22 protein-coding genes are annotated in these 22,056 nt (G+C 55.0%); 16 read left to right on the plus strand and 6 right to left on the minus strand.

The genetic code is table 11. The annotated features are described in order from the left end of the window. Positions 1-48: 48 nt before the first annotated feature. Complete coding sequence (locus OGW13_RS03580; protein ID WP_042998489.1) at positions 49-714, minus strand: 7-cyano-7-deazaguanine/7-aminomethyl-7-deazaguanine transporter; 666 nt, start codon at positions 712-714, stop codon at positions 49-51. A 306-nt stretch (positions 715-1,020) separates the two neighbouring features. Here OGW13_RS03580 and tusA point away from each other — a divergent pair, with 306 nt between their 5' ends. Beyond that, entirely contained in the window at positions 1,021-1,266 is a 246-nt protein-coding gene (gene tusA, locus OGW13_RS03585) for a sulfurtransferase TusA (protein ID WP_042998488.1), read from the plus strand. A 45-nt stretch (positions 1,267-1,311) separates the two neighbouring features. Here tusA and zntA read toward each other — a convergent pair whose 3' ends face one another. Beyond that, entirely contained in the window at positions 1,312-3,510 is a 2,199-nt protein-coding gene (gene zntA / locus OGW13_RS03590) for a Zn(II)/Cd(II)/Pb(II) translocating P-type ATPase ZntA (RefSeq protein WP_287115650.1), read from the minus strand. A 76-nt stretch (positions 3,511-3,586) separates the two neighbouring features. Further along, positions 3,587-4,213, minus strand: coding sequence for a lysoplasmalogenase (locus OGW13_RS03595; protein WP_044253586.1), 627 nt, complete (start codon positions 4,211-4,213; stop codon positions 3,587-3,589). A gap of 141 nt (positions 4,214-4,354) precedes the next feature. Here OGW13_RS03595 and OGW13_RS03600 point away from each other — a divergent pair, with 141 nt between their 5' ends. After that, positions 4,355-4,714: a DUF2500 domain-containing protein gene (locus tag OGW13_RS03600; protein WP_090050244.1), complete on the plus strand. Its 360-nt coding sequence runs from the start codon at positions 4,355-4,357 to the stop codon at positions 4,712-4,714. A 65-nt stretch (positions 4,715-4,779) separates the two neighbouring features. On the opposite strand, the gene OGW13_RS03605 is transcribed toward OGW13_RS03600, so the two are convergent. Together OGW13_RS03605 and rsmD are read right to left on the minus strand one after the other, a co-directional pair. Further along, positions 4,780-5,049 (minus strand): DUF1145 family protein, encoded by a 270-nt coding sequence (locus OGW13_RS03605; protein WP_042998484.1) that lies wholly within the window; start codon positions 5,047-5,049, stop codon positions 4,780-4,782. Beyond that, positions 5,039-5,635, minus strand: coding sequence for a 16S rRNA (guanine(966)-N(2))-methyltransferase (rsmD, locus tag OGW13_RS03610; protein WP_042998483.1), 597 nt, complete (start codon positions 5,633-5,635; stop codon positions 5,039-5,041). Before rsmD ends, OGW13_RS03605 begins: the two co-directional genes overlap by 11 nt. 159 nt (positions 5,636-5,794) lie before the next feature. On the opposite strand from rsmD, the gene ftsY reads away from it, so the two are divergent. From ftsY to livJ, 6 genes are all read left to right on the plus strand, one after another. After that, a complete protein-coding gene (gene ftsY, locus OGW13_RS03615) occupies positions 5,795-7,282 on the plus strand; it encodes a signal recognition particle-docking protein FtsY (protein WP_287115652.1) in 1,488 nt (495 codons plus the stop codon). Positions 7,283-7,284: 2 nt separating this feature from the next. Further along, positions 7,285-7,953 (plus strand): cell division ATP-binding protein FtsE, encoded by a 669-nt coding sequence (ftsE, locus tag OGW13_RS03620; RefSeq protein WP_042998481.1) that lies wholly within the window; start codon positions 7,285-7,287, stop codon positions 7,951-7,953. Beyond that, a complete protein-coding gene (ftsX, locus tag OGW13_RS03625; RefSeq protein WP_042998480.1) occupies positions 7,946-9,004 on the plus strand; it encodes a permease-like cell division protein FtsX in 1,059 nt (352 codons plus the stop codon). The genes ftsE and ftsX overlap by 8 nt, the downstream gene beginning before the upstream one ends. 253 nt (positions 9,005-9,257) lie before the next feature. After that, positions 9,258-10,112 carry an RNA polymerase sigma factor RpoH gene (rpoH, locus tag OGW13_RS03630; protein ID WP_042998479.1) on the plus strand — a complete coding sequence of 285 codons (855 nt, stop codon included), beginning with the start codon at positions 9,258-9,260 and terminating at the stop codon, positions 10,110-10,112. A 130-nt stretch (positions 10,113-10,242) separates the two neighbouring features. Beyond that, a complete protein-coding gene (locus tag OGW13_RS03635; protein WP_054176487.1) occupies positions 10,243-11,508 on the plus strand; it encodes a 4-aminobutyrate--2-oxoglutarate transaminase in 1,266 nt (421 codons plus the stop codon). Positions 11,509-11,716: 208 nt separating this feature from the next. Further along, the gene (gene livJ / locus OGW13_RS03640; protein WP_142764811.1) at positions 11,717-12,817 is read left to right on the plus strand and encodes a branched chain amino acid ABC transporter substrate-binding protein LivJ; all 1,101 of its coding nucleotides are present in this window, start codon (positions 11,717-11,719) and stop codon (positions 12,815-12,817) included. 179 nt (positions 12,818-12,996) lie between these two features. Here the strand turns inward: livJ and panM are convergent, their stop codons facing one another. Next, positions 12,997-13,380 (minus strand): aspartate 1-decarboxylase autocleavage activator PanM, encoded by a 384-nt coding sequence (gene panM / locus OGW13_RS03645; RefSeq protein ID WP_287115674.1) that lies wholly within the window; start codon positions 13,378-13,380, stop codon positions 12,997-12,999. 420 nt (positions 13,381-13,800) lie between these two features. Here panM and livK point away from each other — a divergent pair, with 420 nt between their 5' ends. The 8 genes from livK (at position 13,801) to ugpE (ending at position 22,055) form a co-directional block, all read left to right on the plus strand. Next, positions 13,801-14,910: a high-affinity branched-chain amino acid ABC transporter substrate-binding protein LivK gene (gene livK, locus OGW13_RS03650; protein WP_287115655.1), complete on the plus strand. Its 1,110-nt coding sequence runs from the start codon at positions 13,801-13,803 to the stop codon at positions 14,908-14,910. 46 nt (positions 14,911-14,956) lie between these two features. After that, on the plus strand, positions 14,957-15,883 hold the full coding sequence (gene livH, locus OGW13_RS03655; RefSeq protein ID WP_042998474.1) for a high-affinity branched-chain amino acid ABC transporter permease LivH: 927 nt from the start codon (positions 14,957-14,959) through the stop codon (positions 15,881-15,883). After that, positions 15,880-17,157 (plus strand): branched chain amino acid ABC transporter permease LivM, encoded by a 1,278-nt coding sequence (gene livM, locus OGW13_RS03660; protein WP_042998473.1) that lies wholly within the window; start codon positions 15,880-15,882, stop codon positions 17,155-17,157. Before livH ends, livM begins: the two co-directional genes overlap by 4 nt. Continuing rightward, entirely contained in the window at positions 17,154-17,921 is a 768-nt protein-coding gene (gene livG, locus OGW13_RS03665) for a high-affinity branched-chain amino acid ABC transporter ATP-binding protein LivG (protein ID WP_042998472.1), read from the plus strand. Before livM ends, livG begins: the two co-directional genes overlap by 4 nt. A 1-nt stretch (position 17,922) precedes the next feature. Beyond that, positions 17,923-18,636 carry a high-affinity branched-chain amino acid ABC transporter ATP-binding protein LivF gene (livF, locus tag OGW13_RS03670; RefSeq protein WP_044253570.1) on the plus strand — a complete coding sequence of 238 codons (714 nt, stop codon included), beginning with the start codon at positions 17,923-17,925 and terminating at the stop codon, positions 18,634-18,636. A 266-nt stretch (positions 18,637-18,902) separates the two neighbouring features. Then, positions 18,903-20,219, plus strand: coding sequence for a sn-glycerol-3-phosphate ABC transporter substrate-binding protein UgpB (gene ugpB, locus OGW13_RS03675; RefSeq protein ID WP_287115657.1), 1,317 nt, complete (start codon positions 18,903-18,905; stop codon positions 20,217-20,219). A 106-nt stretch (positions 20,220-20,325) separates the two neighbouring features. Then, positions 20,326-21,213, plus strand: coding sequence for a sn-glycerol-3-phosphate ABC transporter permease UgpA (ugpA, locus tag OGW13_RS03680; protein WP_099433893.1), 888 nt, complete (start codon positions 20,326-20,328; stop codon positions 21,211-21,213). Beyond that, a complete protein-coding gene (gene ugpE, locus OGW13_RS03685; protein ID WP_042998468.1) occupies positions 21,210-22,055 on the plus strand; it encodes a sn-glycerol-3-phosphate ABC transporter permease UgpE in 846 nt (281 codons plus the stop codon). The genes ugpA and ugpE overlap by 4 nt, the downstream gene beginning before the upstream one ends. Position 22,056: the final 1 nt, after the last annotated feature.

Here is a 22,056-nt window from a genome sequence, read left to right on the forward strand (position 1 = left end):
ACGGCGCATCCGTTCATCTTATCACAACCCGGAAAAGGAACCTTTAGCTCAACTTGTCTGCATCGCCGGGATTTCAGATTTATCTGCCAGTTTTTTCAGCAACATATTCAGCAATACGCCATACATCGGCAGGAAGAACAGGATGCTGATCAGCACTTTGAAACAGTAATCGACGATGGCGATTTCCATCCAGTGCTCGGCCATGAAGGCATCCGGACTGCGCCAGAAGGCAATGAAGAAAAAGGCAAGGGTATCGCTGACGTTGCCAAACAGCGTTGAGGCGGTCGGGGCCATCCACCAGCGGCGGTTCTGTCGCAGGCGGTTAAAGACATGCACATCGAGAATTTGTCCCAGTGCATAGGCCATAAAGCTGGCGACTGCGATACGGGCGACAAACAGATTGAAGTGCATCAGTGCCCCGAATCCCTGCCAGGAGCCCATATAGAACAGCGACGAAATCACATAAGAGATCAGCAACGCTGGCATCATCACCGCAAAGATAATTCGACGGGCCAATGGCGCGCCAAAAATGCGCACGGTCAGATCGGTAGCGAGGAAAATAAACGGAAAGCTAAACGCGCCCCAGGTGGTATGGAAACCAAAAATGGAGACCGGGAGCTGGACCAGATAGTTACTGGAGGTGATCACCAGCAGATGGAATAGCGATAGCCAGAACAACGCTTTTACGCGCTGCGATTGTGTGAACGGAGCCATATTGTACCTTTTTAATTGATGATTGGGGTGAGGGAACCCAATTCGTGCCAGATGCTATTTTACTTGCCATTTTGCTCTCGGGCAGTGCTCGCGCTCCTCACGTACGACGTGTACGCTCCGGGCGCTGTGCGCTGACCTTAAACAAACTGATGGCGCCTATAACGCGTCTTCCTTTTTTCAGGCCGCCGCATAATACTGCTTTGCGGTGGCATTGCAATGGCTATTTTTCACGCAATCGTTAACCTGATTGGCTTACTTCCGAACTGAGCGTAAACTACAGCCGTTTTTTTAGTGAATGAGACCACGATGAGCGATCTGTTTTCCTCTCCCGACCATACCCTTGATGCCCAGGGGCTCCGCTGCCCGGAACCGGTGATGATGGTGCGTAAAACCGTACGCAACATGCGGACCGGCGAAACGCTGCTGATTGTGGCGGACGACCCGGCGACCACCCGCGACATTCCCGGCTTCTGTACGTTTATGGAGCATGAGCTGGTGGCAAAAGAGACTGACTCTCTGCCGTACCGCTATCTGGTGCGTAAAGGCCAGTAATCTTGTTATGCCGGATAAGCGTTAGCGCCATCCGGCAAAAAAACGTTATCCTTTACGTAACAATCTGAGCGCATTGGCGGTAACCAGCACCGTTGCCCCGGTATCCGCCAGCACCGCCAGCCACAGACCGGTCATTCCGAGCAGCGTGGTGACAAGAAATATCCCCTTCAGTCCCAGCGCAATGGTGATGTTCTGACGGATATTGGCGTGGGTCGCACGCGCCAGTTGGATCATCTGCACCAGCCCGGTAAGGCGGTTATGCGTTAGTGCGGCGTCCGCCGTTTCCAGCGCCACATCGGTGCCGCTACCCATCGCGATCCCGATAGCGGCGGCCTTCATCGCTGGCGCATCGTTAATGCCATCCCCCACCATTGCCAGCGGCGACTGTTGATTGAGCGCGGTGACCGCCTTCACTTTATCTTCCGGTAGCAGCCCGGCGTTATACGTCAGACCCAGCTCGCCAGCAATGGCGGCTGCCGCGCGCGGGTTATCGCCAGTCAGGATCACGCCGTTCACTCCCAGCGCATTCAGTTCGCGGATGGCGGAACGGGCATCGTCGCGTAGCGTATCCTGCAGGGCGATGACGCCGATCACGGTCTCATTGCGCAGGACCAGAACGACCGTCTGCCCGGCGCTTTCAAGCTGATTAATCTCTCCGGCAAAGGCGTCGGCAGGACGTTTCCCGGCAGCGCAAATCAGAACGCTTTCGCCATTCACCTGCGCTTCAATCCCTGACCCTACCAGCGCCCGTTGCCCTTCGGCGGACGGGATCGTCAGCCCTGCGGTTTGTGCTTCGCGCACAATGGCCTGCGCCAGTGGATGCGTTGCGCCTTGCTCGACAGCCGCGGCTAGCGCCAGCAGTTCAGACTCACTGACGCCGGTGGCCGGATGAATTGCCGTGACGCGCGGTTTCCCGACGGTCAACGTCCCGGTTTTATCAAAGGCGACCTGGGTGATACGGCCCAACTGTTCCAGCGCCGCGCCGCCTTTAATCAATGCCCCGCGACGAGCTGCTGCCGCCAGTCCAGAAGTGATAGCTGCCGGTGTGGAGATGACCAGCGCACACGGACAGCCGATCAGCAGCAGCGTTAACCCTTTATAAATCCACTCCTGCCAGGATCCCGCGAACAGCAGCGGCGGGACGAGCGTCACCAGCAGGGCGACGGCCATAATCGCCGGCGTATAAATTCGGCTGAAGCGGTCGATAAAACGCTCGATTGGCGCACGACGCTCCTCGGCCTCTTCGATTAACTTCAGAATGCGGTCAATCGCGCTGGCACCCGGTTCAGAGAGCACTTCCAGCGTGACGAGACGGTCCACGCTGGTCGCCCCCGCCGGGACTTTTTCACCGGTGGCGCGTTCCACCGGGATCGATTCTCCCGTCAACGCACTCTCATCAAAACTGGCAAAACCAGAGACCAGTTTACCGTCGGCAGGGAGACGTCCCCCGGCAGCGACTTCAATGATGTCGCCCGGTTGCAGCGTGTTGATCGCCACCTCTTCGCGTACGCCGTCGCGCAGACGTGTCGCGGTTTCCGGTTTCAGCGCCATCAGCGCGCTGACCCCTTTGCGGGCGCGACTGGCGGCCCAGCCTTCGAGGCGTTCGCCAATCAGGAACAGCAGCAATACCATCGCCGCTTCTGCTGTGGCACCGATGAACAGCGCCCCGATAGCCGCGACGCTCATCAGCGTTTCAATGGCAAACCAACTGCCGGTTTTTATCAGCCGTAGCGCCTGGCGGGCAATCGGGAACAGGCCGACCAGCGTCGTGGCGATGAATGCCAGTTGGCCGAACGGATGGTTGAACTGCTCCAGTCCCCAACTGAGCGCCATCATGACGAGAAGCGTGAGCAGCGGCAGGTTCTCTTTAAAGCGGGATTCAGGCGTTTCTTCCTTCGCCTGTTCATCGCGTAGGGTGTAACCCGCTTTTTGCACCGCATGCTCGATTTGCTGGCGTAGATCGCCGTTGCTGTCGACGACCAGTTTCTCGGTGGCAAACAGCACCTGAACCTGGTTGACGCCGCTGACCTGGCGCACCGCGTTTTCTACTTTGCGGGCGCAGGCGGCACAGTCCATCCCGGATACTTTCCAGCTATAGCGGGTGCCTTTTACCGTTTCAACAATAGGTTCAGGGGCTGAGCATGCGCCTTCGCAGCAGCAGTCATCGGGCTTCTGCGGCGTGGGAGCTGGCTTGAAAGATGAAAATTGTGGGGCTTTTTTGCCATTGTGAGCAGGTATCGACATGGCATCCTCCGGTTGATGATAATTTTCTCATTAACCGGAGGATACACTCTGGAGTCGACTCCAGAGTCAAGCGTTATTAGAGATAAAGCGAGCGGACGATCAGGAAGTGCCCGGCAAAGTAGCAGGCGGCGGCGATAGCGTTGTCCGCGCGGAAACGACAGCGGTAATGACTGCCCAGCCAGACGATGTTGCCAATGAACAGCAGCGACGCGCCCAAAAACGCCGACAGCGCAGGTGCGGTGGGGCGGAAAAACCACAGCTCACCGGCTAACCAGACCATCACCAGCGTCATGGCGATAAAGGTACACACCGGCCAGCGCAGTTCTTCAAGGCGTGTCCAGATCACCGCAATCAGCAGCGCGCCCAGCACCATCAGCACCAGCGGTAGCGGCCAGAAGAAAGAGAGCGTCATCTGGCTGGCAAAATAGATGGTGTACAACAGGTGCGAGAGGAAAAAGGCGCCAATCGCATAGAGCAGTCGCTGACGCGGCAATAATGTTAGCGCATCGCCAACCAGTGAGGCGCAAAGACCGGCCAGCACCAGATAGCTCACGGCGTTGAACATCGGCGCCTGCCAGGCCAGTAACAGCAGGAGTAATAAGGTGACGGGTTTAAAGACCCAGCGTTGCCAGGCGGGTCCACGGTAGGAGGCATCCACAAATAACCATGCGGAAAGGCAGACAGCGATAAACGACCAAAGCATCATAGTTCCTTGAATTCGTTATTTTTTCGTAAGCGGTATGCTCACAACCCTGATGTTCAGTGTAGAGGCCGCGACCGCCTGATGACAACACCATAACGGGCAGGGTATGCTTATTTCCGCATTTTCTGATGGGTTATCAATATGAGTAAGCCGCCACTTTTCTTCATTATTATCATTGTGTTAATTATCGTTGCCGCCTCATTCCGCTTTATGCAGCAGCGGCGGGAAAAAGCCGATAACGATGCGGCATCGCTTCGTCAGGCGCAAATGGTGGTCAGCAATAAACGTGAAAAGCCCATCAACGACCGACGTTCCCGACAGCAGCAGGTCACGCCAGCGGGAACCAGTATGCGCTATGAGGTGAGCTTTAAACCACAGAACGGCGGGCTGGAAAAGACCTTCCGCCTGGAGGCGCGTCAGTATCATGCGCTGACGGTGGGGGATAAAGGGACGCTAAGCTACAAAGGGTCGCGCTTCGTCGAGTTTGTTGCTCAGCCATAAGACGGGAAACCGCTCACCTGGGTAAGCCGGATAAGCGAAGCGCTATCCGGCACCTTCATGCCGTATTACTTTTTAACGTTAAACTTCTTCTGCCAGACCAGCAGCTCAAACACGCCAAACAGGAAAATACGGACTTTCTCACCGGTGGTCATTTGCGGTCCGTCTTTGGGCAGGGTGGACTTCAGTAGCGCCAGCTGCATGCCGTGCATCAGTACCATGAACACGAGGGCGACGTTAACGAAGATGTTGAGCGGTCGCGGGAAGGGTTGCACCAGGTTTAACAATAAGAATGCCCACACGCCGAGCATCAGTAGTCGACCAAGATTAATCAGCATCGCTTTCTCCTTGTGCTTCGCGTTGATACAAACGGTACGCGACCTGCCCGGCGATTTTTTCCCGGTACAATGACCAGTTCGTCGGCACGGGCGGCAGACCGTTTTCCACTTCGCTTTCCACGTAAATCCAGGCAACATCCGCCAGCCAGCCGTGAGTTTCCAGCAGGTTTAAGGTCTCTTCCAGTAACCCTTTACGAAACGGCGGATCGACAAATACCACGTTATGCGGCGTGCCTGACTGCGTCAGGAATGTCAGGGTATTCGTGTTAACGACTTTTGCATTCCCTGCTTTCAGCGTAGCCAGGTTCTTTTGTAACTGCTGAGAGACTGCGCGATCCCTCTCCAGCAGCGTGGCGCCAGCGGCATAGCGTGATAGCGCTTCCAGCCCCAGTGCGCCGCTTCCGGCAAAACAGTCCAGACATTGGGCTTCTACTATCACCGGTGCCAGCCAGTTAAACAGCGTTTCACGCACGCGATCCGTTGTCGGACGGAGACCAGGGCTATCGGGGACCGGGAGTTTGCGGCCGCGCCATTGTCCGCCAATAATGCGGATTTGGCCGCTACCTGAGTGATTCGTTTTTTTCATTTCTGTTGCTCAAACCGCCGCGTGCAGATGATTCCAGGCGGTGATGTGGATTAAGTAAAGTGATAGACTATTTCATCATTTTTTTTAGCGTCTATACACAAAATCATTCAGGATGCCTCAAAGCGGCAAGAGAATGAGTCCCCAGGAGCGTAATCGCAGATGGCAAAACAGAAAAAACGTGGCTTCTTTTCCTGGCTGGGCTTTGGTGAAAAAGAGCAGGAACAAGAACAAAAAACCGAAGATCAGCAGGGTGTTGAAGCGCAATTACCGTCCGACGAACCCGTTGAAACGGCGGCTGACGTAGAAGCGCAAGCGCCGCTTCACAGCAAAGAAGAGGCTGAAGCCTTTGCTGAGGAAGTGGTTGAGGTGACGGAACAAGTTCAGGAAATCGAAACCATCCAGTCAGTAGAACCCGCTGTCGCGAAAGAGCATGTTGACGCGCAGGTTGAGCCGCAGATTGCCGTTGCGCACGAAGAGCTGCCGTTGCCGGAAGAGGTGAAAGCCGAAGAGGAAACCTCCGCCGAAGAGTGGCAGGCCGAAGCGGAAACCGTTGAGATTGTTGAAGCGGTAGAAGAAGAGGCGCAAAACGAACCGGAACTGACCGACGAAGAGTTGGAAGCACAAGCGCTGGCGGCGGAAGCGGCGGAAGACGCGCAAATGATCGTTCCGCTGGCGGAAAAAGACGCGCCGGTCGAAGAGATGATTCAGGAACAGGAAAAACCGACCAAAGAAGGTTTTTTCGCGCGTCTGAAACGCAGCTTACTGAAAACCAAAGAAAACCTCGGTTCCGGATTTATCAGTCTGTTCCGTGGTAAAAAAATCGACGATGATCTGTTTGAAGAGCTGGAAGAACAACTGCTGATTGCCGATGTGGGCGTGGAAACCACGCGCAAAATCATCGCCAATCTGACGGAAGGCGCCAGCCGCAAACAGCTTAAAAATGCTGAAGCGCTGTACGGACTGCTGAAAGACGAGATGGGCGAGATTCTGGCGAAAGTCGATGAACCGCTGAACGTTGAAGGTAAAACGCCGTTTGTTATTCTGATGGTCGGCGTGAATGGGGTGGGGAAAACCACCACCATCGGTAAGCTGGCGCGCCAGTTTGAACAGCAAGGGAAATCCGTGATGCTGGCGGCGGGCGATACGTTCCGCGCCGCAGCGGTCGAACAGTTGCAGGTCTGGGGTCAGCGTAACAATATTCCGGTGATTGCCCAGCATACCGGCGCGGATTCCGCTTCCGTTATCTTCGACGCCATTCAGGCCGCGAAGGCGCGTCACATTGATGTGCTGATTGCCGATACCGCAGGTCGTCTGCAAAACAAATCGCACCTGATGGAAGAACTGAAAAAAATCGTTCGCGTGATGAAGAAACTGGACGAAGACGCGCCGCATGAAGTTATGCTGACGCTTGATGCCAGCACCGGGCAGAATGCGATAAGCCAGGCCAAACTGTTCCATGAAGCGGTGGGCCTGACCGGTATTACCCTGACCAAGCTGGACGGTACGGCGAAAGGTGGGGTGATCTTCTCGGTGGCCGATCAGTTTGGCATCCCTATCCGCTATATTGGTGTGGGCGAACGTATCGAGGATTTACGTCCGTTTAAGGCGGACGATTTTATAGAGGCACTTTTTGCCCGAGAGGATTAACAATGATTCGCTTTGAACATGTCAGCAAGGCCTATCTCGGTGGGAGACAAGCGCTGCAAGGGGTCACATTCCATATGCAGCCGGGCGAGATGGCGTTTCTGACCGGCCACTCCGGCGCGGGGAAAAGTACCCTGCTGAAGCTTATCTGTGGGATTGAGCGGCCCAGCGCCGGGAAAATCCTCTTCAGTGGGCATGACATCACGCGACTGAAAAACCGTGAAGTGCCGTTTTTGCGTCGTCAGATCGGCATGATTTTCCAGGATCACCACCTGTTGATGGACCGAACGGTATTCGACAATGTGGCGATCCCGCTGATTATCGCCGGTGCCAGCGGGGATGATATTCGTCGTCGCGTATCGGCGGCGCTGGACAAAGTTGGGCTGCTGGACAAAGCGAAAAACTTCCCGATTCAGCTCTCCGGGGGTGAACAGCAGCGTGTCGGGATCGCCCGTGCGGTGGTGAACAAGCCAGCGGTACTGCTGGCGGATGAACCGACCGGTAACCTGGATGACGCGCTGTCGGAAGGGATTCTGCGTCTGTTCGAAGAGTTTAACCGCGTCGGGGTGACGGTGCTGATGGCGACGCACGACATCGGGCTCATTTCCCGTCGGTCGTACCGTATGCTTACCCTGAGTGATGGCCATTTGCATGGAGGCGAAGCCCGTGAATAAGCGCGACGCTATCAATCAAATCAAACAGTTCGGCGGACGGCTGGACCGTTTTCGTCGTTCCGGCGGCTCCTCCGGTGACGGTGGACGTAACGCGCCGAAGCGGGCGAAACCGTCGCCAAAGCCGAACTCACGTAAAACCAACGTCTTTAACGAGCAGGTGCGCTATGCGTTCCAGGGCGCGTTACAGGATCTGAAAAGCAAACCGCTGGCGACGTTTCTGACGGTGATGGTGATTGCCATCTCCCTGACTCTGCCGAGCGTCTGCTACATGGTCTATAAAAACGTTAACCAGGCAGCGACGCAGTATTACCCGTCTCCGCAGATCACCGTTTATCTGCAAAAAACGCTGGATGATGATGCGGCGGCAGGCGTCGTCGCCCAGTTGCAGGCTGAGCAGGGTGTGGAGAAGGTGAATTACCTTTCTCGTGAAGATGCCCTCGGCGAATTCCGCAACTGGTCCGGTTTCGGCGGCGCGCTGGATATGCTGGAAGAGAATCCCTTGCCTGCGGTGGCGGTGGTGATCCCGAAACTCGACTTCCAGAGCACCGATTCGCTGAATACGCTGCGCGACCGCGTCTCTCGTATTAACGGGATTGATGAAGTGCGGATGGACGACAGCTGGTTTGCCCGTCTGGCGGCGCTGACCGGTCTGGTCGGGCGAGTGTCGGCGATGATTGGTGTGCTGATGGTTGCCGCCGTCTTCCTCGTCATTGGTAACAGCGTGCGGCTGAGCATCTTTGCCCGTCGCGATACGATTAACGTGCAAAAACTGATTGGTGCGACGGATGGATTTATCCTGCGTCCGTTCTTGTACGGCGGCGCATTGCTCGGTTTTTCTGGCGCATTTCTTTCACTGATTTTGTCAGAAATTTTGGTGTTACGACTGTCGTCGGCGGTCACGGAAGTGGCGCAAGTTTTCGGAACGAAGTTTGATCTCAATGGCTTATCGTTCGATGAGTGCCTGTTACTGCTGCTGGTTTGCTCGATGATCGGCTGGGTGGCGGCGTGGCTCGCGACGGTTCAACATTTACGTCACTTTACTCCTGATTAAAAAAACCGTGATATAATCTTTCCCTGCAATGGGTTTCCGTTCGCAGGGAAAGAGTTCCTGTTGTCTCTTCCCCACTTTTCATCTTCATGTCACAATTTGTGCGTAATTTATACACAACGTTGCATTGAACTTGTGGATAAAATCACGGTCTGATAAAAGAGTGAATGCTAATCTCGTTGCTCATTAACGCTGGCACGGTTGTTGCTGATATCTATCGCTGTGGTGCCAGACGATAAAAATTGAGAGGATTTGAATGACCAAAGAAATGCAAAATTTAGCTTTAGCCCCTGTTGGTAACCTGGAGTCTTACATCCGGGCTGCGAACGCGTGGCCGATGTTGTCGGCTGACGAGGAACGGGCACTGGCTGAAAAGCTGCATTACCAGGGCGATCTGGAAGCAGCTAAGACGCTGATCCTGTCTCACCTGCGCTTTGTTGTTCATGTTGCTCGTAACTATGCGGGCTATGGCCTGCCGCAGGCGGATCTCATTCAGGAAGGGAATATCGGCCTGATGAAAGCCGTGCGCCGTTTCAACCCGGAAGTGGGTGTGCGCCTGGTTTCCTTCGCCGTGCACTGGATTAAAGCTGAGATCCACGAATATGTCCTGCGTAACTGGCGTATCGTGAAAGTGGCGACCACTAAAGCACAGCGTAAGCTGTTCTTTAATCTGCGTAAAACCAAGCAGCGTCTGGGCTGGTTTAATCAGGATGAAGTGGAAATGGTGGCGCGTGAGCTGGGTGTTTCCAGTAAAGACGTCCGCGAGATGGAATCTCGTATGGCGGCGCAGGACATGACGTTTGATATGTCCCCGGACGATGAGTCCGACAGCCAGCCGATGGCGCCCGTCCTGTATCTGCAGGATAAAACCTCTAACTTTGCCGACGGCATTGAAGAGGATAACTGGGAAGATCAGGCTGCCAACAAACTGACCCATGCGATGGAAGGTCTCGACGAGCGTAGCCAGGATATTATCCGCGCCCGCTGGCTGGACGAAGATAACAAATCTACGCTGCAGGAACTGGCCGATCGCTACGGTGTTTCCGCAGAACGTGTGCGTCAGCTTGAAAAGAACGCCATGAAAAAACTTCGCGCCGCTATCGAAGCGTAACTCCCGCGAAGTCCCCGCTAAAACCCTGGATAACTGTCCGGGGTTTTTGTTTTTTTAGCGCCTGATCTGGCGAATTCCTCCCCCCTGGCAAACACTTACCGATGGGTTGTGCGCATCTTAGGGGAAGAAAATGAAGAATAACGAACTGAATGAACGGCGTTTGCAGGCGACGCCGCGCGGGATCGGCGTGATGTGTGGCTTTTACGCTGAGAGGGCGGAAAACGCAACATTGTGGGATGTGGAAGGCCGTGAGGTGATCGATTTTGCCGCTGGTATTGCGGTGCTGAATACCGGGCATCGTCACCCAAAAATCATCGCCGCCATCGAAAAACAGCTCCAGTCTTTTACTCATACCGCTTACCAGATTGTTCCCTACGAAAGCTATGTCCGACTGGCGGAACGTATCAATAAACGTGTGCCGATTGACGGGCCAGTGAAGACGGCATTCTTCTCCACCGGGGCAGAAGCGGTGGAAAACGCGGTGAAGATTGCCCGCGCATATACCAAACGACCCGGGCTCATTACCTTTGGCGGCGCTTTCCACGGGCGGACTTTCATGACGATGGCGCTGACCGGTAAAGTGGCACCTTACAAAATCGGTTTTGGCCCGTTCCCTGGTTCGGTTTATCACGCTCAGTACCCTAATGCGTTACATGGTGTGAGCACCGCCGATGCGCTGCAAAGTCTGGAGCGCATTTTCAAAGCCGATATCGCGCCAGATCAGGTTGCCGCCATCATTCTTGAACCGGTTCAGGGCGAAGGGGGTTTTAATATTGCGCCAACGGAGTTCATGCAGGCGCTGCGGGCGTTGTGCGATACCCACGGTATCTTGTTGATCGCCGATGAGGTGCAAACCGGCTTTGCCCGTACCGGCAAACTGTTTGCGATGGAACATCATGGCGTACAGCCTGATCTGATGACGATGGCGAAAAGCCTGGCAGGCGGTATGCCGCTCTCTGCGGTCGCTGGCCGTTCCGAAGTGATGGATGCCCCTGCGCCTGGTGGTCTGGGGGGAACGTATGCCGGTAACCCGCTGGCGGTTGCTGCGGCACACGCGGTGCTGGATGTGATTGATGAAGAACAGCTCTGCGCCCGCGCCGCTACATTGGGCACGACGCTGGTCGAGGCGTTGAACCAGGCAAAAGCGGACTGCCCGTTTATTGCCGATATTCGCGCGCAGGGGTCGATGGTGGCGGTAGAATTCAACGATCCGCATAGCGGAAAACCTTCCCCGGAATTCACGCGGCAGGTGCAGGATCGCGCCTTGCAGGAAGGACTTCTGCTACTGAGTTGCGGCGTGTATGGCAACGTCATCCGTTTTCTTTATCCGCTCACCATCCCTGACGCGCAATTTCGTCAGGCGCTCGGCATTATCACCCACTCGCTGACACGATAAACCTGTGCCGTCCATTACCGGGCGGCACGACGCTATGTCGTTCACTTATTATTTGAATATGAAATTAGCTATTCCAAAACTATAAAAATGGGGTATGTTTTAGCAGAGTGTGCTGAAAATGCGCGAGCTGCACACCTATAATCGAAATAAAGCGCTACACAACAACATCACAATAGTCGTAATAACCATAAGAATGGGGAAGGTCAGGATGAATATGAAGGGTAAAGCGTTACTGGCAGGATGTATCGCGTTGGCATTCAGCACAATGGCTCAGGCCGATATTAAAGTCGCTGTTGTCGGTGCGATGTCCGGTCCGGTAGCCCAGTACGGCGACCAGGAGTTTACTGGCGCAGAACAAGCGGTTGCAGACATTAATGCCAAAGGCGGAATCAAAGGCGAAAAACTGCAGATCGTAAAATATGATGATGCCTGTGACCCGAAACAAGCGGTCGCAGTCGCCAACAAAGTGATTAATGACGGCATCAAATACGTTATCGGCCACCTGTGTTCCTCTTCCACTCAGCCCGCGTCTGACATCTACGAAGACGAAGGCATTCTGATGATCACCCCGGCGGCAACGGCACCGGAGCTGACCTCTCGCGGCTACAAGCTGGTGCTGCGCACCACGGGCCTGGACTCAGACCAGGGTCCGACCGCCGCGAAATACATTCTGGAAAAAGTGAAGCCGCAGCGCATCGCGATCGTTCACGACAAACAACAGTACGGTGAAGGTCTGGCGCGTGCCGTGCAGGAAAATCTGAAGAAGGGCAACGCTAACGTGGTGTTCTTTGACGGTATCACCGCCGGTGAGAAAGACTTCTCCACGCTGGTGGCGCGTCTGAAGAAAGAGAATATCGACTTCGTTTACTACGGCGGTTATCACCCGGAAATGGGGCAGATCCTGCGTCAGGCACGTGCTGCGGGTCTGAAAACGCAGTTCATGGGTCCTGAAGGGGTAGCCAACGTTTCCCTGTCTAACATCGCCGGTGAATCGGCCGAAGGTCTGCTGGTGACCAAACCGAAGAACTACGACCAGGTACCTGCGAACAAACCTATCGTTGATGCGATCAAGGCGAAAAAACAAGATCCGAGCGGGGCGTTCGTGTGGACCACCTACGCCGCGCTGCAATCTTTGCAGGCGGGCCTGAACCAGTCAGCCGATCCGGCTGAAATCGCCACCTGGCTGAAAGCGAACTCCGTGGATACCGTCATGGGACCGCTGTCGTGGGATGAGAAGGGTGACTTGAAAGGCTTTGAATTCGGCGTCTTCGACTGGCATGCCAACGGCACGGCGACCGACGCGAAGTAATTTCCACGGCGCCTTTGCGCATTGCAGGTGCATTGGCTGTGTTATTCAACCCCGGTCACTTACGTCGGTAAGCTTCCGGGGATGTCATCCCTTGCCGCCTTCCTGCAACACGAAATTCTTGGGAAAAGGCAGTAGAGAATATAGCCAGCCGGGTAAGGCGAAGCCGCCACCCGGCTTTTTTAACGTTTTTCCCAGCCGTTTTGCTGTGCGGTGAAGCCCAGTACCTGCATAAACGCCGCCATGACGCCCCGGTCTTCCACGCCGACATCCGCCATCCACCAGGAGGAGACGTTCGGATTATCATGGATCACTTCTTCCACCAGATATTTTCCCACCCCCCGACGCCGCGTGACGTCACGGATGCGCAGCGAATCCAGCGCGCCCTGAGTGCCGCTCAGGGTGACCCTTACGGCGCCTAACAACCGCTCATTAAATTGTGCCGCGTAGATCCGGTGCGTTTCATCTACGCTTAAAGAGGCGGCGGAATACTCCGGCCAGATTTTGCCCAGGTCGATCAGATCCTGATCGCTAAAGTGTTCTAAACGAATGATGGTCAGCTTCATCGACAGCATGTCCAAATCACAAAAGAGAGTGCAAGTGTACCGAAATAATTCAACCGGACGCTTTCTCTTTTTTAAATCATTTGGCAGGTGATTAATTTTATGACGGTCAGAACCTCAGTTCGAAACATCAGAGAATGAAAAACAGGCAGGATAATACCCTGGAAGGTAGTGTTTTATTCGGCTCATTGTCCCGTTATTTTATGCTGACAAGTGTGCTTTTTTTTGTTTATCTATGGTGAAAAGCAGAATATTATCTGTTCTTAATAGACTGAAAAATAGAGGTTTTACTCTGTATTTGCGGAAAATACTGCGCTAAACCATTAATCAGACTGGTAAAAATAGTGTAGTGCAAAAAAAGCACAGTCTGCTTTTTAACCATATAAATAGAAAATAAGTACATCACGAATGGGGATTCAGTAAATGAAACGGAATGCGAAAACGGTCATCGCAGGGGTGATTGCACTGGCGATGTCACAGGCGGCAATGGCAGAGGATATTAAAGTTGCTGTTGTCGGCGCGATGTCGGGTCCAGTGGCGCAGTGGGGCGACATGGAATTTAACGGCGCGCGTCAGGCCATCAAAGACATCAACGCTAAAGGCGGCATCAACGGCGACAAGCTGGTCGCTGTGGAATATGACGACGCCTGCGATCCAAAACAGGCCGTGGCGGTGGCGAACAAAATCGTCAACGACGGTATTCAGTATGTGATTGGTCACCTCTGCTCCTCTTCGACTCAGCCTGCGTCGGATATTTACGAAGATGAAGGCATTCTGATGATCTCGCCTGGTGCGACCAACCCGGAACTGACGCAGCGCGGCTACGCGCACATCATGCGTACCGCCGGACTGGACTCTTCTCAGGGACCGACCGCAGCAAAATACATTCTTGAGAGCGTAAAACCGCAGCGCATCGCCATCATTCACGACAAACAACAGTACGGTGAAGGCCTGGCGCGCTCTGTTCAGGATGCGCTGAAAGCGGCAAACGCCAATATCGTCTTCTTTGATGGCATCACCGCAGGTGAGAAAGATTTCTCCGCGCTGCTTGCGCGCCTGAAAAAAGAGAACATCGACTTTGTGTACTACGGCGGCTACTACCCGGAAATGGGGCAGATGCTGCGCCAGGCGCGCTCCGTCGGGCTGAAAACCATGTTCATGGGGCCGGAAGGCGTGGGCAATGCATCGCTGTCGAATATCGCCGGTCAAGCAGCCGAAGGTATGCTGGTCACCATGCCAAAACGCTATGACCAGGATCCGGCCAACAAAGCGATTGTTGATGCGCTGAAAGCCGATAAAAAAGATCCGACTGGTCCGTATGTGTGGATCACCTACGCTGCTGTGCAGTCACTGGCAACGGCAATGGACCGTTCTGGCAGCAAAGCGCCGCTGGATCTGGTGAAAGATTTAAAAGCAAACGGTGCTGATACCGTCATTGGGCCGCTGAAATGGGATGAAAAAGGCGATCTAAAGGGATTTGAATTTGGTGTCTTCCAGTGGCACGCCGATGGGTCATCCACGGCAGCCAAATAATTATCCCACCGCCCGTTCACGCGGGCGGAAATAGAAAGGTTTTTTTATGTCCGAGCAGTTCCTGTACTTTTTGCAGCAGATGTTTAACGGCGTCACGCTGGGAAGCACCTATGCGCTGATCGCCATCGGTTACACCATGGTGTACGGCATTATCGGCATGATCAACTTCGCCCACGGCGAGGTATACATGATCAGTAGCTATGTCTCTTTTATGATTATCGCGGCACTCATGATGATGGGGATCGATACCAGTTGGTTGCTGGTGGCGGCCGGATTCATTGGGGCGATTATCATTGCCAGCGCCTACGGCTGGAGCATTGAGCGGGTGGCGTATCGGCCCGTCCGGAATTCCAAACGTCTGATTGCGCTGATCTCCGCGATTGGGATGTCTATCTTCCTGCAAAACTACGTCAGCCTGACGGAAGGTTCACGTGACGTGGCGCTGCCCAGCCTGTTCAACGGGCAATGGGTCGTGGGGGCCAGCGAAAACTTCTCCGCCTCGATCACCACCATGCAACTGGTCATCTGGGTTGTGACCTTCCTGGCGATGCTGGCACTGACCATTTTTATCCGTTACTCCCGCATGGGACGTGCCTGCCGTGCTTGTGCGGAAGACCTGAAAATGGCCAGCCTGCTCGGGATTAACACGGACCGCGTGATTGCGTTGACCTTTGTGATTGGCGCAGCGATGGCGGCAGTGGCCGGCGTGCTGCTCGGGCAATTCTACGGGGTGATCAACCCCTATATCGGCTTTATGGCCGGGATGAAAGCCTTTACCGCAGCGGTGCTTGGCGGGATCGGCAGCATTCCAGGCGCGATGATCGGCGGCCTGATTCTGGGCGTCGCGGAAGCGCTTTCTTCTGCTTATCTGAGTACGGAATACAAAGACGTGGTGTCGTTCGCCCTGTTGATTCTGGTACTGCTGGTGATGCCGACCGGGATTCTGGGCCGTCCGGAGGTAGAGAAAGTATGAAACCGATGCATTTTGCGATGGCGCTGCTCTCTGCCGCGATGTTCTTCGTGCTGGCGGGCGTCTTTATGGGCGTTCAACTGGAACTGGATGGCACCAAACTGGTGGTGGACACCGCTGCCGACATCCGCTGGCAGTGGGTGTTTATCGGCACTGCCGTGGTCTTTTTCTTCCAGATGCTGCGTCCGGTATTCCAGAAGAGCCTGAAAAGCGTCTCCGGGCCGAAGTTTATTTTGCCAGCGATTGATGGCTCAACCGTAAAGCAGAAGCTGTTCCTGATTGCGCTGCTGGTGATTGCCGTGGCGTGGCCGTTTATGGTCTCGCGCGGCACGGTGGATATCGCCACGCTGACCATGATTTATATCATTCTCGGCCTGGGGCTGAACGTTGTCGTCGGGCTTTCCGGCCTGTTGGTATTAGGCTACGGCGGTTTCTACGCAATTGGCGCGTACACTTTTGCGCTGCTGAACCACTATTACGGTCTCGGCTTCTGGACCTGCCTGCCGCTGGCGGGACTGGTCGCAGCGGCGGCGGGTTTCCTGCTGGGCTTCCCGGTGCTGCGTCTGCGTGGCGACTACCTGGCAATCGTCACCCTGGGATTTGGTGAGATCGTCCGTATTCTGCTGCTCAACAATACTGAAATCACCGGCGGTCCGAACGGCATCAGCCAGATCCCGAAACCGACGCTGTTCGGTCTCGAGTTCAGCCGCAGCGCACGTGAAGGCGGCTGGGATACCTTCAGCAACTTCTTCAATGTGAAATACGATCCGTCCGATCGCGTGATTTTCCTCTATCTGGTCGCGCTGCTGCTGGTGGTGCTGAGCCTGTTTGTGATTAACCGTCTGCTGCGCATGCCGCTGGGACGAGCGTGGGAAGCGCTGCGTGAAGATGAGATCGCCTGTCGCTCTCTGGGTCTGAGCCCCACGCGCATCAAGCTGACCGCCTTTACCATCAGCGCCGCGTTTGCCGGTTTCGCCGGTACGCTGTTCGCGGCGCGTCAGGGGTTTGTCAGCCCAGAATCGTTCACTTTTGCCGAATCGGCGTTTGTGCTGGCGATTGTGGTGCTCGGCGGGATGGGGTCGCAGTTTGCGGTAATCCTCGCAGCCATTCTGTTGGTGGTGTCGCGTGAACTGATGCGTGATTTCAACGAATACAGCATGTTAATGCTGGGTGGTTTGATGGTACTGATGATGATCTGGCGTCCGCAGGGCTTGCTGCCGATGACCCGTCCACAGTTGAAACTGAAAAACGGGGAAGCGAAAGGAGAGCAGGCATGAGTCAGCCATTATTATCGGTTAACGGCCTGATGATGCGCTTCGGCGGTCTGCTGGCGGTGAACAACGTTGAACTGGAGCTGCATCCGCAAGAAATTGTGTCGCTGATTGGGCCGAACGGCGCCGGTAAAACCACGGTGTTTAACTGCCTGACCGGTTTTTATAAGCCGACGGGTGGCACCATTAAGCTTCGCGATCAGCACCTTGAAGGGCTGCCGGGGCAACAAATTGCCCGGATGGGCGTGGTGCGAACTTTCCAGCACGTGCGTCTGTTTCGCGAAATGACGGTGATTGAAAACCTGCTGGTGGCACAGCATCAGCAACTGAAAACAGGCGTGTTTTCCGGTCTACTGAAAACCCCGGCGTTTCGTCGGGCGCAGAGCGAAGCGCTGGATCGCGCGGCCACCTGGCTTGAGCGTATCGGGCTGCTGGAGCATGCGAACCGTCAGGCCAGCAACCTGGCTTATGGCGACCAGCGCCGTCTGGAGATCGCCCGCTGTATGGTGACGCAGCCAGAAATTTTGATGTTGGATGAACCGGCTGCGGGTCTTAACCCGAAAGAGACCAAAGAGCTGGACGAGCTGATTGCCGAACTGCGCAACCATCACAACACCACCATTCTGCTGATTGAGCACGATATGAAGCTGGTGATGGGGATTTCCGACCGTATTTACGTGGTGAACCAGGGCACGCCGCTGGCGAACGGGACGCCGGAACAGATTCGTAATAACCCGGACGTGATCCGTGCATACCTTGGTGAGGCATAAGATGGAAAAAGTCATGTTGTCCTTTGACAAAGTCAGTGCCCACTACGGCAAAATTCAGGCGCTGCACGAGGTGAGCCTGCACATCAATCAGGGAGAAATTGTGACCTTGATTGGTGCCAACGGCGCGGGAAAAACCACGCTGCTTGGCACGCTGTGTGGCGATCCGCGTGCGACCAGCGGTCGGATTGTGTTTGATGACAAAGACATTACCGACTGGCAAACGGCGAAAATCATGCGTGAAGCGGTGGCGATCGTTCCGGAAGGGCGTCGCGTGTTTTCCCGCATGACGGTGGAAGAGAATCTGGCGATGGGCGGTTTTTTTGCCGAGCGCGATCAGTTTCAGGCACGCATCAAGTGGGTATACGAATTATTCCCGCGTCTGCATGAGCGTCGTATTCAGCGTGCGGGCACCATGTCCGGCGGTGAACAGCAGATGCTGGCGATTGGTCGTGCGCTGATGAGTGAACCGCGCCTGCTGCTGCTTGATGAGCCATCTCTGGGGCTGGCGCCGATTATCATCCAGCAGATCTTCGACACTATCGAACAACTGCGCGAGCAGGGAATGACCATCTTCCTCGTTGAGCAGAACGCTAATCAGGCGCTGAAGCTGGCCGATCGTGGCTACGTGCTGGAGAACGGTCATGTCGTTCTCGAAGACACCGGCGACGCATTGCTGGCAAACGAAGCGGTACGCAGCGCGTATTTAGGCGGTTAAGCGGTTTGTGATGCCTGATGGCGGCGCATGGCGTCTTATCCGGCCTACACGACATTCGATATTTACACCTGATGCAGGCCGGGTAAGGCGAAGCCGCCACCCGGCTTTTTTGTTTTCTTGCCACTGAAACGTCATTCATCTGAAGCCTGGCTGTCACCGCTTCGTCATCTGACGGTTATCTTTCTGTCATTCGCGCATGTCATGTTACCTCGCGAGCATAAAACGCGTGATTTCGCGCATCCGGCACAATAAGAGAGATGATGACAATGACATCGTTACGACACACAGCTTTGGGTCTGGCGGTTGGTCTGGCTTTTGCGACAAACGCAATGGCCGTTACCACCATTCCGTTCTGGCATTCCATGGAAGGGGAGTTGGGTAAAGAAGTTGACTCCCTGGCGCAACGTTTCAACGACACCCACCCGGATTACAAGATTGTGCCGGTGTACAAAGGTAACTACGAGCAGAGCCTGAGCGCCGGTATCGCCGCGTTCCGTACCGGAAATGCACCGGCGCTGCTGCAGGTTTATGAAGTCGGCACCGCGACGATGATGGCCTCAAAAGCGATTAAACCGGTTTACGAAGTGTTCAAGGATGCGGGCATCAACTTCGACGAGTCACAGTTTGTTCCGACCGTTTCCGGTTACTACACCGATTCGAAATCCGGGCATCTGTTGTCTCAGCCATTTAACAGCTCTACGCCGGTGCTGTACTACAACAAAGACGCCTTCAAAAAAGCGGGCTTAGATCCGGAGCAGCCGCCGAAAACCTGGCAGGATCTGGCGGATTACACCGCGAAGCTGAAAGCCGCAGGGATGAAGTGTGGCTACGCCAGCGGCTGGCAGGGGTGGATCCAGATTGAAAACTTCAGCGCCTGGCACGGCCTGCCGGTGGCGACCAAAAACAACGGCTTCGACGGCACCGATGCGGTACTGGAGTTCAACAAGCCGGAGCAGGCGAAGCATATCGCGCTGCTTGCCGATCTGAACAAGAAGGGCGACTTCAGCTACTTCGGACGTAAAGACGAATCCACCGAGAAGTTCTACAACGGTGACTGCGCCATTACCACCGCCTCGTCCGGTTCGCTTGCAGATATCCGTCATTACGCCAAATTCAACTATGGCGTAGGCATGATGCCTTACGATGCGGACGCCAAAGGCGCACCGCAGAACGCCATCATCGGCGGCGCGAGCCTGTGGGTAATGCAGGGCAAAGACAGCGACACCTACAAAGGCGTGGCCGAGTTCCTCGACTTCCTGGCAAAACCGGAAAATGCGGCCGAATGGCATCAGAAAACCGGTTATCTGCCGATCACCAAAGCGGCTTATGACCTGACTCGTGAGCAGGGCTTCTATGACAAGAATCCCGGGGCAGACATTGCGATCCGTCAGATGCTGAACAAACCGCCGTTGCCGTTCACCAAAGGGCTGCGACTGGGCAATATGCCGCAGATTCGCACCATCGTTGATGAAGAACTGGAAAGCGTGTGGACCGGCAAAAAAACGCCACAGCAGGCGCTGGACTCTGCGGTAGAACGTGGTAATCAGTTGCTGCGCCGCTTTGAGCAGTCGACCAAATCGTAATCTGTGACTTGCCCGGTGGCGCGTAGCGATCCGGGCCTAAAACGAACTACATGCAGGCCGGGTAAGGTGTAGCCGTCACCCGGCACAGTTCAGGACAACTATCTCAATGTCATCATCCCGTCCGGTGTTTCGCTCGCGTTGGCTGCCTTATTTGCTGGTTGCGCCACAGCTGGCGATCACCGTTATTTTCTTTATCTGGCCTGCAGGCGAAGCGTTGTGGTACTCGCTACTAAGCGTCGATCCGTTTGGGCTTTCCAGTCAGTTCGTGGGACTGGATAATTTCGTCACGCTGTTTCATGACCGCTACTATCTCGACGCTTTCTGGACGACGATCAAATTCAGCGCGCTGGTGACCTTCAGCGGCCTGCTGGTATCGTTGTTCTTCGCAGCGCTGGTGGATTACGTCGTGCGCGGCAGTCGTCTGTATCAGACGCTGATGCTACTGCCCTATGCCGTGGCGCCTGCGGTAGCCGCCGTGCTGTGGATTTTCCTGTTTAACCCAGGACGTGGGCTAATTACCTACTTCCTTGAGCAGTTTGGTTATGACTGGAACCATGCACAGAACAGCGGGCAGGCGATGTTCCTGGTAGTTTTTGCCTCCGTCTGGAAGCAGATTAGTTACAACTTCCTTTTCTTCTTTGCCGCGTTGCAATCGATCCCACGTTCGCTGGTTGAAGCCGCCGCGATCGATGGCGCAGGGCCTGTTCGTCGCTTTTTCAGGCTGGCGTTACCGCTGATCGCGCCGGTGAGTTTCTTCCTGCTGGTGGTCAATCTGGTCTACGCCTTCTTCGATACGTTCCCGGTGATCGATGCCGCGACCGCAGGCGGCCCGGTTCAGGCTACTACGACGCTGATTTATAAGATCTATCGTGAAGGGTTTGCTGGGCTGGATCTCTCTGCGTCCGCCGCGCAGTCGGTGGTACTGATGTTCCTCGTCATCATTCTGACGGTGGTGCAGTTCCGCTATGTGGAAAGTAAGGTGCGTTACCAATGATTGAGAACCGTCGCGGGCTGACAATATTCAGCCACACCATGCTGATTCTGGGGATTGTCGTAATTTTGTTCCCGCTGTACGTCGCGTTTGTCGCGGCGACGCTGGACAACAACGCGGTGTTTGAAACGCCGATGACGCTTATCCCTGGTACGCATCTGCTGGAAAACATGAAAAACATCTGGGCCAACGGCGTCGGTGTGAACAGCGCGCCGTTCTGGCTGATGATGCTCAACAGCTTCATCATGGCGTTTGGCATTACGGTGGGGAAAATCGCGGTCTCGATGCTTTCTGCCTTTGCTATCGTCTGGTTTCGTTTTCCGCTGCGTAACCTGTTCTTCTGGATGATTTTTATCACCCTGATGCTGCCGGTCGAAGTGCGTATTTTCCCGACGGTGGAAGTGATTGCCAATTTGAATATGCTCGACAGTTACGCAGGATTGACGCTACCGCTGATGGCATCGGCGACCGCCACTTTTCTGTTCCGCCAGTTCTTTATGACCCTGCCGGATGAGCTGATCGAAGCGGCGCGCATTGATGGCGCTTCGCCGATGAGATTTTTCTGCGACATCGTGCTGCCGTTGTCGAAAACCAATCTGGCGGCGCTGTTCGTCATCACCTTTATCTACGGCTGGAACCAGTATCTGTGGCCGTTGCTGATTATTACCGACGTCAATCTGGGGACTGCCGTGGCGGGGATCAAAGGCATGATTGCCACTGGCGAAGGTACCACCTTGTGGAATCAGGTGATGGCGGCAATGCTGCTCACCCTTATCCCACCCGTAGTCATTGTTTTAGCCATGCAGCGCGCGTTTGTCCGCGGCCTGGTCGATAGTGAGAAATAAG

The organism is Citrobacter sp. Ca225 (assembly GCF_030337175.1).
Classification (GTDB): domain Bacteria; phylum Pseudomonadota; class Gammaproteobacteria; order Enterobacterales; family Enterobacteriaceae; genus Citrobacter_A; species Citrobacter_A amalonaticus.

What these genes read in the sequence shown, in the direction of transcription:
- OGW13_RS03580 (WP_042998489.1), bottom strand. Translation starts at nt 714, where the DNA reads ATGGCTCCGTTCACACAATCGCAGCGCGTAAAAGCGTTGTTCTGGCTA.
- tusA (WP_042998488.1), top strand. Translation starts at nt 1,021, where the DNA reads ATGAGCGATCTGTTTTCCTCTCCCGACCATACCCTTGATGCCCAGGGG.
- zntA (WP_287115650.1), bottom strand. Translation starts at nt 3,510, where the DNA reads ATGTCGATACCTGCTCACAATGGCAAAAAAGCCCCACAATTTTCATCT.
- OGW13_RS03595 (WP_044253586.1), bottom strand. Translation starts at nt 4,213, where the DNA reads ATGCTTTGGTCGTTTATCGCTGTCTGCCTTTCCGCATGGTTATTTGTG.
- OGW13_RS03600 (WP_090050244.1), top strand. Translation starts at nt 4,355, where the DNA reads ATGAGTAAGCCGCCACTTTTCTTCATTATTATCATTGTGTTAATTATC.
- OGW13_RS03605 (WP_042998484.1), bottom strand. Translation starts at nt 5,049, where the DNA reads ATGCTGATTAATCTTGGTCGACTACTGATGCTCGGCGTGTGGGCATTC.
- rsmD (WP_042998483.1), bottom strand. Translation starts at nt 5,635, where the DNA reads ATGAAAAAAACGAATCACTCAGGTAGCGGCCAAATCCGCATTATTGGC.
- ftsY (WP_287115652.1), top strand. Translation starts at nt 5,795, where the DNA reads ATGGCAAAACAGAAAAAACGTGGCTTCTTTTCCTGGCTGGGCTTTGGT.
- ftsE (WP_042998481.1), top strand. Translation starts at nt 7,285, where the DNA reads ATGATTCGCTTTGAACATGTCAGCAAGGCCTATCTCGGTGGGAGACAA.
- rpoH (WP_042998479.1), top strand. Translation starts at nt 9,258, where the DNA reads ATGACCAAAGAAATGCAAAATTTAGCTTTAGCCCCTGTTGGTAACCTG.
- OGW13_RS03635 (WP_054176487.1), top strand. Translation starts at nt 10,243, where the DNA reads ATGAAGAATAACGAACTGAATGAACGGCGTTTGCAGGCGACGCCGCGC.
- livJ (WP_142764811.1), top strand. Translation starts at nt 11,717, where the DNA reads ATGAATATGAAGGGTAAAGCGTTACTGGCAGGATGTATCGCGTTGGCA.
- panM (WP_287115674.1), bottom strand. Translation starts at nt 13,380, where the DNA reads ATGAAGCTGACCATCATTCGTTTAGAACACTTTAGCGATCAGGATCTG.
- livK (WP_287115655.1), top strand. Translation starts at nt 13,801, where the DNA reads ATGAAACGGAATGCGAAAACGGTCATCGCAGGGGTGATTGCACTGGCG.
- livH (WP_042998474.1), top strand. Translation starts at nt 14,957, where the DNA reads ATGTCCGAGCAGTTCCTGTACTTTTTGCAGCAGATGTTTAACGGCGTC.
- livM (WP_042998473.1), top strand. Translation starts at nt 15,880, where the DNA reads ATGAAACCGATGCATTTTGCGATGGCGCTGCTCTCTGCCGCGATGTTC.
- livG (WP_042998472.1), top strand. Translation starts at nt 17,154, where the DNA reads ATGAGTCAGCCATTATTATCGGTTAACGGCCTGATGATGCGCTTCGGC.
- livF (WP_044253570.1), top strand. Translation starts at nt 17,923, where the DNA reads ATGGAAAAAGTCATGTTGTCCTTTGACAAAGTCAGTGCCCACTACGGC.
- ugpB (WP_287115657.1), top strand. Translation starts at nt 18,903, where the DNA reads ATGACATCGTTACGACACACAGCTTTGGGTCTGGCGGTTGGTCTGGCT.
- ugpA (WP_099433893.1), top strand. Translation starts at nt 20,326, where the DNA reads ATGTCATCATCCCGTCCGGTGTTTCGCTCGCGTTGGCTGCCTTATTTG.
- ugpE (WP_042998468.1), top strand. Translation starts at nt 21,210, where the DNA reads ATGATTGAGAACCGTCGCGGGCTGACAATATTCAGCCACACCATGCTG.